This window comes from Achromobacter sp. GD03932 (genome assembly GCF_029839485.1).
Lineage (GTDB): Bacteria > Pseudomonadota > Gammaproteobacteria > Burkholderiales > Burkholderiaceae_B > Achromobacter > Achromobacter bronchisepticus_A.
In genome coordinates, this window is record NZ_JAOCAT010000003.1 from 193,060 (window position 1) to 206,962 (window position 13,903).

The 13,903-nt window shown below is 65.9% G+C and carries 14 protein-coding genes and 1 tRNA gene; 13 read left to right on the forward strand and 2 right to left on the reverse strand.

Annotation, left to right across the window (positions count from 1 at the left end):
* Positions 1-6: 6 nt before the first annotated feature.
* From N5C88_RS04245 to N5C88_RS04285, 9 genes are all read left to right on the forward strand, one after another.
* Positions 7-687, forward strand: coding sequence for a Fe2+-dependent dioxygenase (locus N5C88_RS04245; RefSeq protein WP_118932220.1), 681 nt, complete (start codon positions 7-9; stop codon positions 685-687).
* 350 nt (positions 688-1,037) lie between these two features.
* Entirely contained in the window at positions 1,038-1,310 is a 273-nt protein-coding gene (locus tag N5C88_RS04250; protein ID WP_003812968.1) for an HU family DNA-binding protein, read from the forward strand.
* A gap of 155 nt (positions 1,311-1,465) precedes the next feature.
* Positions 1,466-1,541, forward strand: a tRNA-Val gene (locus N5C88_RS04255).
* A 248-nt stretch (positions 1,542-1,789) separates the two neighbouring features.
* Positions 1,790-2,596 carry an energy transducer TonB gene (locus N5C88_RS04260; RefSeq protein ID WP_059380458.1) on the forward strand — a complete coding sequence of 269 codons (807 nt, stop codon included), beginning with the start codon at positions 1,790-1,792 and terminating at the stop codon, positions 2,594-2,596.
* Between the two features lies 1 nt (position 2,597).
* Positions 2,598-3,560: a MotA/TolQ/ExbB proton channel family protein gene (locus N5C88_RS04265; RefSeq protein WP_251877137.1), complete on the forward strand. Its 963-nt coding sequence runs from the start codon at positions 2,598-2,600 to the stop codon at positions 3,558-3,560.
* Positions 3,560-4,042: a biopolymer transporter ExbD gene (locus N5C88_RS04270; protein WP_059380456.1), complete on the forward strand. Its 483-nt coding sequence runs from the start codon at positions 3,560-3,562 to the stop codon at positions 4,040-4,042. Before N5C88_RS04265 ends, N5C88_RS04270 begins: the two co-directional genes overlap by 1 nt.
* Positions 4,043-4,107: 65 nt before the next feature.
* Positions 4,108-4,779 (forward strand): response regulator transcription factor, encoded by a 672-nt coding sequence (locus N5C88_RS04275; protein ID WP_006218435.1) that lies wholly within the window; start codon positions 4,108-4,110, stop codon positions 4,777-4,779.
* Positions 4,780-4,845: 66 nt separating this feature from the next.
* Positions 4,846-5,961 (forward strand): HAMP domain-containing sensor histidine kinase, encoded by a 1,116-nt coding sequence (locus N5C88_RS04280; protein WP_223283347.1) that lies wholly within the window; start codon positions 4,846-4,848, stop codon positions 5,959-5,961.
* Positions 5,958-7,886 carry a potassium transporter Kup gene (locus tag N5C88_RS04285; protein ID WP_280014740.1) on the forward strand — a complete coding sequence of 643 codons (1,929 nt, stop codon included), beginning with the start codon at positions 5,958-5,960 and terminating at the stop codon, positions 7,884-7,886. The genes N5C88_RS04280 and N5C88_RS04285 overlap by 4 nt, the downstream gene beginning before the upstream one ends.
* Positions 7,887-8,374: 488 nt before the next feature.
* On the opposite strand, the gene argG is transcribed toward N5C88_RS04285, so the two are convergent.
* The gene (gene argG / locus N5C88_RS04290; protein WP_013392627.1) at positions 8,375-9,715 is read right to left on the reverse strand and encodes an argininosuccinate synthase; all 1,341 of its coding nucleotides are present in this window, start codon (positions 9,713-9,715) and stop codon (positions 8,375-8,377) included.
* Positions 9,716-9,797: 82 nt separating this feature from the next.
* On the reverse strand, positions 9,798-10,724 hold the full coding sequence (locus N5C88_RS04295; protein WP_280014741.1) for a LysR substrate-binding domain-containing protein: 927 nt from the start codon (positions 10,722-10,724) through the stop codon (positions 9,798-9,800).
* Between the two features lie 97 nt (positions 10,725-10,821).
* On the opposite strand from N5C88_RS04295, the gene N5C88_RS04300 reads away from it, so the two are divergent.
* The 4 genes from N5C88_RS04300 to N5C88_RS04315 all read left to right on the forward strand — a co-directional run bounded on the left by N5C88_RS04300 (position 10,822) and on the right by N5C88_RS04315 (position 13,820).
* Positions 10,822-11,688 carry an amidohydrolase family protein gene (locus tag N5C88_RS04300; protein ID WP_280014742.1) on the forward strand — a complete coding sequence of 289 codons (867 nt, stop codon included), beginning with the start codon at positions 10,822-10,824 and terminating at the stop codon, positions 11,686-11,688.
* 70 nt (positions 11,689-11,758) lie between these two features.
* Positions 11,759-12,712, forward strand: coding sequence for a tripartite tricarboxylate transporter substrate-binding protein (locus N5C88_RS04305; RefSeq protein WP_059380453.1), 954 nt, complete (start codon positions 11,759-11,761; stop codon positions 12,710-12,712).
* Positions 12,713-12,714: 2 nt separating this feature from the next.
* Entirely contained in the window at positions 12,715-13,245 is a 531-nt protein-coding gene (locus N5C88_RS04310; RefSeq protein ID WP_280014743.1) for a carboxymuconolactone decarboxylase family protein, read from the forward strand.
* An 11-nt stretch (positions 13,246-13,256) separates the two neighbouring features.
* Positions 13,257-13,820: a DUF4286 family protein gene (locus tag N5C88_RS04315; protein ID WP_059380451.1), complete on the forward strand. Its 564-nt coding sequence runs from the start codon at positions 13,257-13,259 to the stop codon at positions 13,818-13,820.
* Positions 13,821-13,903: the final 83 nt, after the last annotated feature.

A 13,903-nucleotide genomic window follows, 5' to 3' on the forward strand; every position in this document is an offset into this window, starting at 1 on the left:
GCGCCCATGCTCATACAGATCGCAGAAGTTTTCACGCCAGAAGAGGCGGCCGAGATCCGGCGCCGCCTGGATGCCGCCGATTGGGTCGACGGCAAAGTCACGGCCGGCTATCAGTCGGCCGAGGTCAAGCGCAACCGCCAACTGCCGGAGCAGCATCCTCTGGCCCAGGAGCTGGGCAATCTGATCCTGCAGCGCCTGGCGGCCAACAACTTGTTCATGTCGGCCGCGCTGCCGCGCAAGATCTTTCCGCCCTTGTTCAATCGCTACGAGGGCGGGGAAGCGTTCGGCTATCACGTGGACAACGCGGTGCGCGGCATCGCCGGCACGGCTGAGCGCGTGCGCACCGACCTGTCGGCAACGCTGTTCTTCTCCGACCCCGACTCCTACGACGGCGGCGAGCTGGTCATCGATGACACCTATGGCCCGCGCGCGGTGAAGTTGCCGGCGGGGCACATGGTGCTGTACCCGGGCACCAGCCTGCACAAGGTCAATCCGGTGACGCGCGGCGCGCGCGTGTCGTCGTTTTTCTGGATGCAAAGCCTGGTGCGCGAAGACAGTCAGCGCGCGCTGCTGCTGGACATGGACGTGGCCATACAGCGCTTGAATCAGGATGCCGCGGGGCATCCCTCGATCGTGCAACTCACCGGCATTTATCACAATTTGCTGCGTCGATGGGCCGATGTCTGACGCAAGTTAACGATCGTTTTCGAGGGTGTCGCGCAAACACCGAAATGCGTGTTTCTGTTTATTGCGAAACGGTCTAAAAGCTAGTATTGACGCGGGTTGTGGTGAGGTTTTCGCTTGACAGCCGCGCCACGCCAAGGCCTAATACACGTCTGCGTCGCTGGTGATTTGAAGGCAATTTGCCATTGAATCCAGGCGGCGCAGCAGTTTAAAAGTTGTGCTTCGCAGCGCAAGAAAAAAGTTTATCCACTGTCTGTTCGTCGTTTGTCGGTTTTGCGTCTTCAGCGGCGTCCATCATGACGGCCATGAACTGCACTCCGGCAGACTCAATACCTTGTGAGGGGTACACCTGAATGAACAAAACCGAACTCATCGATCACATCGCCAGCAAGGCCGACATCTCCAAGGCCGCCGCTGGTCGTTCGCTCGACGCCCTGATCGGTGCCGTCAAGACCACCCTGAAGAAGGGCGGTACGGTTACGTTGGTTGGCTTTGGCACGTTCGCTGTGTCGGCTCGCGCCGCTCGCACCGGCCGTAATCCGCGCACTGGCGAAACCATCAAGATCAAGAAGGCCAAGGTGCCGAAGTTCCGTCCGGGCAAGGCCCTGAAGGACGCCGTCAACTAATGGACGGCGGGCGGGTCGCAGGCATTCAGCCCTGGCGATTTGCCCACAATTGCGCGGTCCGGTATACTCCGGCCCGCGTATTGCTTTTGAGTGCCCCGGTTGGCAGTTGCTTGTACGGATTTTTCGCGAATTTCGTCTTGAGGCTGCATCAAAATGGGTGCTTAGCTCAGTTGGTAGAGCGGCGCCCTTACAAGGCGTAGGTCACAGGTTCGACCCCTGTAGCACCCACCAAAAGCTCCGATATGCGCTCCGCACAAAACCCGCACACGTCATGGTGGCGGGTTTTTTGTTTTGCGCGCGCCGTAACGCTCATGCCTGTTGATCCCGCCCGGAAATGTAAGACGGGGTCAGATGAAATAGGACGTGCGAATCATTCGCATTTAAGATATTATTGTGGGCTTGTACCGGTCAGCCGGCGTCGCCATCGCGTGTGCGTCTTTCCTGGCTGGCCGGATAAGTCAATGCACCCTGGCTGATTCATGCCTAGTTTTCAACGCGGTTGGAATTCTTCTTCGCGCTCTTCATTCGGTATACGCGCAGGCGCTGGCCTGACGGTCCTGGCGCTGCATGCGGCAGTGATCGGCGCCATCTTCATGGCACCCGAGAATCGTCCTGAACTCGAGGAACCCGAAGCCATCATGGTGAGCGTGGTGGATGCGCCCATACCCCAGATCGCCAAGGCCGAACCCACTCCCGAGGAGCCGCAGCCGGTGACGGAAACCCCGCCCGAGCCGCCGCAGCCCGAAGTCGAACCCGAGCCTGAACCCGAGCTCAAGCCCGAGCCGGAGCCTGAACCCGAACCGGAGCCAGTGGTCGAAAAGCCGCCGATGCCGGCGCCCAAACCCAAGCCCAAGCCGCCTCCCAAGCCTAAACCCAAGCCCGAGCCCAAGCAGGACGTCAAGGTCGAGCCCAAGCCGGAAGCGCCGAAGACGCCGCCCAGCGGCGCGCCCGAAGGCACGCAGGCGCCGCAAGGGCCGCAGCAGGGGCCGCCGCCGGATCAGCCGGTGCTGGTGTCCAGCATTGAATTCCAAGGCGCGCGCCCGATGCCCAACTATCCGATGGCGTCGCGCCGCATGCGGGAAGAGGGCCGGGTGGTGGTGTTGGTCGAGATCAACACCCAGGGGCTGGTAGAGCGGGCAACCATCGATGCGTCCTCGGGCTTTCCGCGCCTGGACGAATCGGCGCTGGCAGCCGCCCGCAAGGGCCGATTCAAACCGTATACCCGTAACGGCGTGGCCTATCCCGCCAAAGCCAAAATTCCGTTCGATTTCGTAATGAGGAACTGAGATGTCCAACGCACTGCATAGCGCCACCCTGGTGGCGCAGGCGACCACCAGCCCGGCAGCACCGGCTGCCGCCGCCGCTGCGCCTGCCGCGGCTGCGGCCGCGCCCGCAGCTCAACAAGCCGCTTCGACCGTCGGCGCCGTGGCTCAGCAATCGGCCGATGCGCTGCAAGGCGCTGCTGCCGCGCTGCCTGCCGCGCCGGCGCCCGCCGCGGTTCCCGACATGGGCTTCCTGCACTTTGTCGCGCAGAGCGACTTCGTCGGCAAGAGCCTCTTCATCATCCTGATCCTGATGTCGCTGGTGACCTGGTATCTGATCCTGGTCAAGGTCGCCAGCAACGTCAGCATGCGCAAGCGCTCGGCGGACTTCCTGAACAAGTTCTGGAACGCCAGCTCGCTCGAACAGGTCGAAAACGAAATCGTCACGCACGGCGCGCGCGACCCGTTCTCGCACCTGGCCAGCCACGCCATGCATGCGCAGGCGCATCACAACAAGTTCGGCGCGACCAAGCTTGAAGAGTCGGGCAGCAACTCCGATTTCGTCACGCGCACCATGCGCAAGGTCATCGACGAAGAAACCGCCAAGCTGGAAAACGGCCTGACCGTGTTGGCCTCGGTGGGTTCGACGGCGCCGTTCGTGGGCCTGTTCGGCACGGTCTGGGGCGTGTACCATGCCCTGGTCGGCATCGGCCTGTCCGACGGCGTGACCATCAACCGCATCGCCGGTCCGGTGGGCGAAGCGCTGATCATGACGGGCCTGGGCCTGGCGGTCGCCATTCCCGCGGTGCTGGCCTACAACACCTTCGTGCGCAACAACCGCGTGTTCCTGTCGCGCCTGGATGCCTTTGCGCATGATTTGTTCGCGTTCCTGACCACCGGCCAGCAGGTCGCTCTGTCCGATGGCAAGGTGCGCGCCCTGCGCCGCCAGAACGGTAACGGCGCTGCGGCTCAACGCGGGAGCGAATAATGGCCTTTGGCAGCTTCGAGGGTAAAGGATCCGGAAGCAGTACGGTTTCCGAGATCAACATGGTGCCCCTGATCGACGTGATGCTGGTGCTGCTGGTGATCTTCATCATCACCGCGCCGCTGCTGGCGCATTCGATCAAGATCAACATGCCCCAGGTGGCGGCCGAGCAGATCGAGGAAGAACCCAAGACCGTCGACCTGGCCATCGATGCCAGCGGGGCGCTGTTCTGGGACGAGAAGCCGGTCAATATCGATGACCTGCCCAACCGCTTCAAGTCGATTGCCGGCACCAAGCCGCAACCCGAGATCCGCATCCGTGCGGACCAGAATACCCGCTACGAGACCCTGGCCAAGGTCATGGCTTCGGCGCGCCGTTCGGGCATGACGCGCATCGGGTTCGTCACCACGCCTCCTTCGGGCGGCGTCGCCGGCTCCGCCGCGCCCGCGGCAGCCGGGGCCGCCCCGGCTCCGTCCGCACCTTGAACGCTTCCCGGCCCCGGGGCGCATTTCGCGCCCCGTTCCGGCCGGGATCGCGCTAGAATCGCCGCATGCGAGTTCTGGTAATCGAAGACGACACCACCCTGGGCCACGCGCTCCAGGAATTTCTGGCCGACCAAGGCTATGCGGTCGACTGGCTGACCGAGGGCGACCGGGTTCTGGGCGCCTTGGCGGGGCAGCCTTACGACCTCATGCTGCTCGACCTCAACCTTCCTGGCATGAGCGGGCTGGACGTGCTGCGGCAATTGCGGCAGGACGGCAACCAGGTCCCTGTGTTGATCCTCACCGCCCGCGATGGCATCGAGGACCGCGTCGCCGGCCTGGACGCCGGGGCGGACGATTACGTCACCAAGCCTTTTGAACTGCCCGAGCTGGCGGCGCGCGTGCGCGCCTTCGGCCGGCGCCGCGCCGGCCAGGCGCAGCCCTTGATTGAAGTCGGCCCGCTGGTGTTCGACACCGTCGGCCGCGAAGTCCGCGCCAATGGCCAACGCCTGTCGCTGTCGGTGCGCGAGCTCTCCGTGCTGGAAATGCTGATGGCCCGCGTCGGCCGCGTCGTGACCAAGCGCCAGATCGTGAACTCGCTGTCGGCCTGGGATGCCGATTTCAGCGAAAACGCCGTCGAAGTCTATGTGTACCGCCTGCGCAAGCGCCTGGAAGGCACGGGCGCCAGCATTCAAACGGTGCGCGGCTTTGGCTACATGCTGGATGTGGAAACGGCCTGACGGGCCGGCTGCGGCCGCGTCGCGCCGGCCGCGCGCATCCATACGCCTAGGCGAGGGCATTGCGTCATGATGCAGGAACGCACTCCTACCGCTACTCCGGTTTCCCGTCCCTTGCTTCCCTCCCGTTCGCTGGCGCGGCATCTGGTCATTCGCCTGATGCCGCCGATCCTGCTGCTGGTCCTCTTGGACTTGGCGGCCACCTGGGTCATCACGCACAAGATCGACATGTCGCTCTGGATGCTGGAAGATTTCTTCTGGCTGATGGTGGTGGGGCAGGTCGCGCTGATCGCGCTGTTCACGTGGGTGGTGGTGCAGGGCGTGCGTTCGGGGCTGCGCTCGGTCAATCATCTGTCCGAAGAGATCCGGCAACGCTCCATCGACGACATGCAGCCGCTGGAAGTGGCAGGCGTGCCGGTCGAAATCGAGCCCTTGGTCACGCACACCAATGATTTGCTGCTGCGCCTGGATGCCTCGCTGGCGGCGCAGCGCCGCTTTATCGGCCATGCCGCGCACCAGCTGCGCACGCCCTTGTCGGGCCTGCGCCTGGAGTCGGAGCTGATGCTGGCGCGCCCCTTGCCCGACGACGTGCGCGCGCGGGCCGAGCGCATCAAGGCAGTGAGCGACCGCATGATCCGTCTGGGGCAGCAGCTGCTGGTCCTGGCGCGGGCCGATCCCAACGCCCGGCCGCAGGACAGCTTCGTGCGCATCGACCTCTGCGAATGGGTGCGGGCGAACGGCGCCGAATGGTTTCCGCGGGTGCGCGAGGCGCACTACGAGCTGGATCTGGTGGCGCCGGACGCGCCCATCTGGATCGACGCCGACCCCTTGCTGCTGGCCGAACTGCTGGGCAACCTCATCGACAACGCGCTGCGCTACGGCAACAAGACCGGCCGCATCACGCTGATCGTCGGCGCCAATCCGCCTTCGCTGACCGTGGAGGACGATGGGCCGGGGATTTCCCCCGATGAGCGCGAACGCGTGTTCGAGGCCTTCTACCGTTCTCCCACCGCGACCGCGGGCGGGTCGGGCCTGGGGCTGGCCATCGTGCGTGAAATCGCGCACGCGCACGGCGCCTGGTGGAAGCTCACCAGCCGTCCGGACTTTTCAGGAACACGGCTGTCCGTCGTGTTTCCCGGCCCTCGCAAGGGGGCCCAACTTACTCGTCAAGAACCTACATCATGAGCCAAGGTTCGGTCAGCGTTCCTTCATCGTCCAACGGGCAGGCACTCGGCGGGCACGCGCCATCGTCGCGGGCCGCCCTCATCATGGGGGCGCTGGGCGTGGTGTACGGCGACATCGGCACCAGCCCCCTGTATACCCTGCGCGCCTGTCTGACGGGCCTGAGCGTGCACACCGACCTGGAGCCTGCCCACCTGCTGAGCGTGCTGTCCATCCTGTTCTGGATGCTGATGGTGGTGGTGTCGTTCAAGTATGTGACGCTGGTGCTGCGCGCCGACAACCGTGGAGAGGGCGGCACGCTGGCCTTGCTGGAGCTGGCGGTGCGCGGGCGGGAAGGCAAGCTGCGCTGGGTGCTGATCGTGCTGGGCATTTTCGGCGCGGCGCTGTTCTATGGCGATAGCATGATCACGCCGGCCATTTCAGTGCTGTCGGCGCTGGAGGGGATAGGCATCGTGTCGCATCAGCTGGACGCCTGGGTCGTGCCGCTGTCGCTGGTGGTGCTGATCGCGCTGTTTGCGATCCAGTCGCACGGCACGGGGGCCATGGGCAAGCTGTTCGGTCCGGTGATGCTGTTGTGGTTCGGCACGCTGGCCGCGCTGGGCGGCTGGCAGATCTGGCAGACGCCGGAAGTGCTGCGGGCCTTGAATCCGATGTGGGGCCTGCGTTTCATCGTCGAGTTTCCGTGGATCAGTTTCGTGCTGCTGGGGGCGGTGGTGCTGGCCCTGACTGGCGCCGAAGCGTTGTATGCCGACATGGGCCACTTCGGCCGTCCGGCGATCCGCCGCGCCTGGTTCAGCATGGTGCTGCCGGCCCTGACGCTGTGCTATTTCGGCCAGGGCGCGCTGCTGTTGCGCGATCCGACCGCGATCCGTAATCCGTTCTTCATGATGGCGCCGGAATGGGGGCTGGCCCCGCTGGTGGCGCTGGCCACCATTGCGACCATCGTGGCGTCGCAGGCGGTGATTTCCGGCGCCTACTCGGTCACGCGCCAGGCGGTGCAGCTGGGTTTCTGGCCGCGCATGCAGATCCTGCACACCTCGGCCATCGAGAAGGGCCAGATCTATCTGCCGCAGGTCAATGCGCTGCTGTTGTGCGCGGTGCTGGTCCTGGTGCTGCTGTTCCGCAATTCGGACAACCTGGCTGCCGCCTATGGGTTCGCGGTCACGGGAACGATGTTGACGACGTCGGTGCTGGCGTTCGCGGTGCTGCCGCGCGGTTCGACCGGCATCAAGCGTGTGCTGTGGCTGGTGGCGCTGGGCCTGTTGCTGCTGTTCGATGTGCTGCTGTTCTCGGCCAACGTGTTCAAGATCCACGAGGGCGGCTGGTTGCCGCTGCTGGTGGCGATCGTGGTGTTCACGCTGATGATGACGTGGCGTCGCGGCCGCCGGCTGCTGTCGGAGATGCAGCAGCGAGACCGCCAGCCGCTCAAGGAATTCATGGCGCAGCTCGAAGAGTATCCGCCGTCGCGGGTGCCGGGCACGGCCATCTTCATGACGATGAACTCGGGCAATGTGCCGCCGGCATTGCTGCATAACCTGAAGCACAACAAGGTGCTGCACGACCATGTGCTGTTCCTGACGATTCTGGTGGCGGACGTGCCCTATGTCTCGCCCGAGGAGCGCTTCTCCGTGACCAAGCTGTCGGCGTCGAGCTGGCAGGCGACGATCAATTACGGCTTCAAGGAAGATCCGGACGTGCCGGAGGCGCTGCGGCTGGTGGCCGAGGCGTATCCGGAGATCGACCTGGAACCGATGCGGACTTCCTACTTCCTGTCGCGGCAGACCGTGGTGGCGGCGAAGAAGCCGGCGTTGTGGCGCTGGCGGCGGGCGGTGTTTTCGTTCATGGCGCGGAACTCTACGCGGAGTACGAAGTTCTTCAAGATTCCGGCTAATCGGGTGGTGGAGATGGGGATGCAGGTGGAGCTTTAGGCTCTTGCTTGTTTGTTTGGGGGGCGGTGTTCGGATTCTTATGACGCCTGTGGCGAGGGGGCCTGGGACGCGCGGGGCAACGATTGCGGCCCGGAGCCTTCGCTCCGGGCTTCCCCGTCGTCATCGTCGTCCTCGCCTTCGGCGACTCCTACCGATTCCCTCGGGCTTATCGACGCCCCGCGCGTCCCAGGCCCCCTCGCCACAGGCTGCGTCAGCTGAATTTGTCCGGTCGCAGGGGAGGGCGGTGTGCTTGGCGTTCTCGCCTAGGGGGGGGATGGCGATGGATCTTGCGGAGCCCGCCCCCGGCCGGCCGCGCGGGCGGCCTTTGGGGGCTTACGCGGTGTCTTGCGGTAGGTGATGACGCTGCGCGCTGGTCGTGACTGTCTTTAGCGGACACGCTCTCGTCGAGGTTGGCGTCCGATTGCTGCGCTCCAAACAAAAAGCCCTTCGGCATGCCGAAGGGCTTTTTGGTTTTTGGCGTTGAAGAATTACTTCTTCTTGCCTTCGTCGCTCAGCTGCGGCAGCGAGCTGCCGGAGGAGGCGAGCAGGCCGGTCTTCACGTAGGTGAAGAGCTTGCCGCGGGTGTCGACGATGTCGAGGTTGCGCATGGTGAGCTGGCCGATGCGGTCCGCGGGCGTGAACGGGGCGTTTTCGACCTTTTCCATGGACAGGCGCTCGGGCGCGTAGGTCAGGTTGGGCGATTCAGTGTTCAGCAGCGAGTAGTCGTTGCCGCGGCGCAGTTCGATGGTGACTTCGCCGGTGACGGCGCGGGCGACCCAGCGTTGGGCGGCTTCGCGCAGCATGATGGCTTGCGGGTCGAACCAGCGGCCCTGGTACAGCAGGCGGCCCAGCTTGCGGCCGCTTTCGCGGTACTGCTCGATGGTGTCTTCGTTGTGGATGCCGGTGACCAGGCGCTCGTAGGCGATGAACAGCAGGGCCAGGCCCGGGGCTTCGTAGATGCCGCGGCTCTTGGCTTCGATGATGCGGTTTTCGATCTGGTCGCTCATGCCCAGGCCGTGGCGGCCGCCGATGCGGTTGGCTTCGAGCATCAGCTCGACCGGGTCGCTGTATTCCACGCCGTTCAGGGCGACCGGATGGCCTTCCTCGAAGCGGACGGTGACTTCCTCGGCCTTGACGGCGACGTCGTCGCGCCAGAAGGCGACGCCCATGATGGGCTTGACGATGCGGATGCCGGAGTTCAGGTGCTCCAGGTCCTTGGCTTCGTGGGTGGCGCCCAGCAGGTTGGAATCGGTGGAGTAGGCCTTTTCAGCCGACATCTTGTAGTCGAAGCCGGCCTGGCGCATGTACTCGGACATTTCCGAACGGCCGCCGAGCTCGTCGATGAAGCGCTGGTCCAGCCAGGGCTTGTAGATCTTCAGGTCCGGATTGGTCAGCAGACCGTAGCGGTAGAAGCGCTCGATGTCGTTGCCCTTGAAGGTGCTGCCGTCGCCCCAGATGTTGACGTCGTCTTCCTTCATGGCCGCCACCAGCATCGTGCCGGTCACTGCGCGGCCGATGGGAGTGGTGTTGAAGTAGGTGATGCCGGCGGTCGAGATGTGGAACGCGCCCGATTGCAGGGCGGCGATGCCTTCGGCCACCATCTGCGCGCGGCAGTCGATCAGGCGGGCCTTTTCAGCGCCGTAGGCCATGGCCTTGCGCGGGATCTCGTCGTAGTCGGACTCGTCGGGCTGGCCCAGGTTCGCGGTGTAGGCGTAGGGGATGGCGCCGTTGTTGCGCATCCACAGGAGCGCTGCGCTGGTGTCGAGGCCGCCGGAGAAGGCGATGCCGACCTTCTGGCCGGTGGGAAGGTTCGGGAGGATAGTGGTCATTGTTTGAAGTGAGACGCCAACAGGACTTGGACAGCAGACTTTGACAGCTGCTAGCCGCCAAACAAGAGAAACGGACGCTATTTTAACTCTTTTGCCGCGGTCGGGCCGGCGGGGCGAACAGGGCCGGCAGCTCCAGCCGGCGGATCAGGAGCGCGGTGGCGGCAGCCAGCCGGGTGGCCGGGCGGTGGCGGGCGCTGGCCAGCACCAGATCATTGGTGATGGTCGGGTCGACGATGTCGCACAGCGACAGCTCATGCTCGGCGGCGGGGCCGCGCGCGGCCGAGCGCGGCAGGATGGCGTAGGCGTCGCCCTGGGCGGCCAGTTCGACGATGGTCTGGACCGCGTCCACCTCGACGGCGATGGTCAGGCGCACGCCCTGGGCGCGGCACACGCTTTCGACCAGGGTGCGGATGGCGTTGGGCAGGCTGGGCACCACCAGCGGGTAGTCGCCCAGTTGCGCCACGGCGATGCGCGGGGGCAGGGCGGGCCGCTGGCCGGCCGCGGCCACCAGCACCAGGTCTTCGCGGAACAGCGATTCGTAGGCCAACTGGGGCGAGGGCGCGGGATCGTAGAGCAGGGCCAGGTCGACGCGGCCGGCCAGCAGCCATTCGCGCACCTGGGCGCTGAGGCCCTCGGCCACGGCGATGGAGGCCTCGGGGAAACTGCGGCGGAAGGCCTGGACCAGCGGCGGCGTGAGTACACGCGCGATGCGGGGCGGCAGGCCCACCACGACCTTGCCGGTGGGCGTCTCGCGCAGGCTTTGCAGGTCTTCCTTGGCGCGTTCGGCCAGGGTCAGCAGGGCGCGGGCGTGCTCCAGGAAGCGCAACCCGGCTTCGGTGGGTTCGGCGCCGCGCCCGTTGCGGTAGAGCAGATGCTGGCCAAGCTCCAGTTCCAGCAGGCGGACCTGGCGGCTGAGCGTGGGCTGCGCCACGTCCAGCATTTCGGCCGCGCGCGAGAAGCTGCGCCGCTCCGCCACGCGCAGGAAGTATTCGATCTGCTTGAGGTCCATCGGATATTTGGAAAATCTATATCTGAAATCAAAGATATAGCATTGTTGGGCGGCGGGCAATCCGGGACCATGGCGTTTTCAACGCAGGAACCCGCCCGTGCCCGATTGCCGTCCTCCGCTAGCCGCGCCGTCCCGTCCCCGCCATGCCTTGCCGCCGGGCGCCTGCGATGCGCATTGCCACGTGTTCGGGCCGGCCGACGTGTTTCCGTACGCCGAGGGCCGCTCGTACACGCCGCCGGATGCGCCTTACCAGGCCATGGCGGCGCTGCACAACCGCCTGGGCGTGGAGCGCGCGGTGGTGGTGCAGGCCAATTGCCATGGCTCGGATCATCGCGCCCTGCTGGATGCGCTGGCCCAAAGCGGCGGCCGCTATCGCGGCGTCGCTCTGCTGGGAGCGGACGCGACCGAGGCCGGCGTGAAGCAACTGCATGAGGGCGGCGTGCGCGCCGCCCGTTTCAACTTCGTGCCGCATCTGGGCGGCGCGCCCGATCCGGCGGTCTTTGACCGCGTCGTGGCGCTGATCGCGCCGCTGGGCTGGCATCTGTGCCTGCACCTGGACGGCGCGATGCTGCCGGAGCTGCTGCCGCGCCTGGCCGCGCTGCCGCTGCCCTTCGTGGTCGACCACATGGGACGGCTGAAGGCGAGCGATGGCTTGGCGTCGCCGGCGATGCGGGCGCTGCTGGGCCTGGCGCAGGTGCCGCAGGCCTGGGTCAAGGTGTCGGGCATCGACCGCATCGCGTCGGGCAAGCGGCCGTACGCCGAGGGCCTGCCGTTCGTGCGCGCGCTGGCCGAGGCCCTGCCCGACCGCTGCCTGTGGGGCACGGACTGGCCGCATCCGAACGTGGCGGACGACATGCCGGATGACGGCGAGCTGGTCGACCTGTTTTTCGAAGCTTGCCCCGATGCGGCCCTGCGCCAGCGCATCCTGGTGGACAACCCGGCGCGGCTGTACGGATTCGAGTAGGCGCGGCAAACGCCGCCGCCGTCTGGCGGCGTGCGAACGACAAGAAAATTCCATTCAATCAGGAGACACCATGTTCAAGAAAATACTGTCCGCCGGCCTGCTGAGCCTGGCCGCCCTGGGATCCGCCCATGCCGATGGGCCGGTGCGCCTCATCATCGCCTTCCCGCCTGGCGGGCCGGTGGATCTGGTCGGCCGGGTCTTGGCCGAGCAATTGGGCAAGGAGCTCAAGCAGCAGGTCATCGTGGAGAACAAGGCCGGCGCCAACGGCAACATCGCCGCAGCCTACGTTGCCAAGGCGCCCGCTGACGGCTCGGTGCTGTTCCTGACCAGCGTGGGCGCGGTCGCGATCAGCCCGGCGCTGTACAAGGACTTGCCGTATGACCCCGTGCGCGATTTCGCGCCGGTGTCCAAGGTGGTCAACAACGCCACGGTGTTCGTGGTCAATCCGTCCAATCCGGCGGCCGACGCGGCTGACTTCGTCAAGAAGTCCCAGGCTGCCTCGCAGTCGGTGGCGATCGGCTCGTCGGGCATCGGCAGCATTCCCCACCTGACTCTGGAAATGTTCGCCGATTCCAGCAAGGCGAACGTGATGCACGTGCCTTACAAGGGCGCGGCGCCGGTCATCAATGACGTGATGGGCAACCAGGTGTCGGGTTTCTTCGGCGACGTGCCGGGCCTGATCGGCCATATCCAGGGCGGCAAGCTGAAGCCCCTGGGCATCGCCGCGCCTACCCGCCATCCGCTGCTGCCCGAGGTCAAGACCCTGGCCGAGCAGGGCATCGCCGGCGTGGAGTCCAACAATTGGTACGGCATCGTGGCGCCGGCCGCCACGCCGCCTGCCACGATCGACAAGCTCAACCAGGCCGTGCGCGCCGCGCTGAACACGGAGAGCGTGCGCGCCCGGCTGGAGAAGTTCGGGGCGCAGGCCGCGCCCGGCAGCCCGCAGGAACTGGCTGCCCTGATCGCATCGGACCGCGAGAAGTGGACCTCGCTGATCCAGCGCAAGAACATCCGTCCGGAGTGAAGATGAACGCATGCAGAGTAGGGCTGGTGACGCCGGGCAGCCGCCCGGAACTGGCCGCGATCGAGGCGCGGATATCGGCTGCGCGGGGGCGCATCTCGCCGCTGTACCAGGTGTTGCTGAACAGCCCGGCCGTGGTCCAGGGCTGGGAGGCCATGCTGACCGCGATCCGCCTGAACACGACGGTGCCGCCGCGCCTGCGCGAACTGATCATCCTGCGCGTGGCGACCTTGAACAATGCGCCGTACGAGTTCGAGGCGCATGTGCCGCACGCGCTGGCCGCTGGCATGCCGCAGGCGCTGGTGGACGCATTGCGCGGCGGTCCGGCGCCGTCGGCGCTGCAGGGCCTGGAAGCCGGCGAGGCCGAAGTGCTGGCGCTGACGGACGCGATGACGCGCGACATCGAGGTGCCGGACGCCGTGTTCGCGCCGCTGCGCGCGCGCTACGATGACACGCAGCTGGTGGAACTGGCGGCGACCGTGGGCGCGTACAACATGGTGTCGCGCTTCCTGGTGGCCTTGCGCGTCGGACATTGAAGGAGACTGGAGTGCAGGAAACCGTATTGCTGGTATCGCTGGGCGAGCGCTTCGACACGCCGCGCGCACGTGAACTTGAACAGACCCTGACCCAAGGATTGGCAGGCTTGCGCGCCGCCGCTTATGCCGCCCTGGAAGAGGACGAAACCTACGTCTATCTGCGCGGATCGGCGGCGGCCTTGCCGGAAGCGCAGGCCCGCCTGGCCGAGAGCTTCCCGGGCGCGCGCAGCCGCGTGCTGCATCAGACGCTGGACCTGGCGGGCGCCTCGGCGGGGCAGGACGCGCCGTGGCATTACATCGTCGAGACCGACGTGTTGCCCGAGGCGGAAGCCGACCTGAACGCCTGGTACGACCAGGAGCATCTGCCGGGCCTGGCCTCGGTGCCTGGCACGGTGCGCGCCATGCGCTATGAATGCCGCGACGAGTCGCCGCGCTATCTGGCCTGCTATGACCTGCACACGCGCGAAACCTTCGGCAGCCCGCCCTGGCTGGCCGTGCGCGCCAGCGACTGGAGCAGCCGCGTGCGGCCATCCTTCCGCAATACGCGCCGGACCATGTTCAAACGGATTCTGTAATTGCGCGGCGTCCGCCGCATCGGATTTGAATTCGGGTGTGTCGTGCCCATGAAAAAAGCCTGCGCATCGCGAGATGCGCAGGC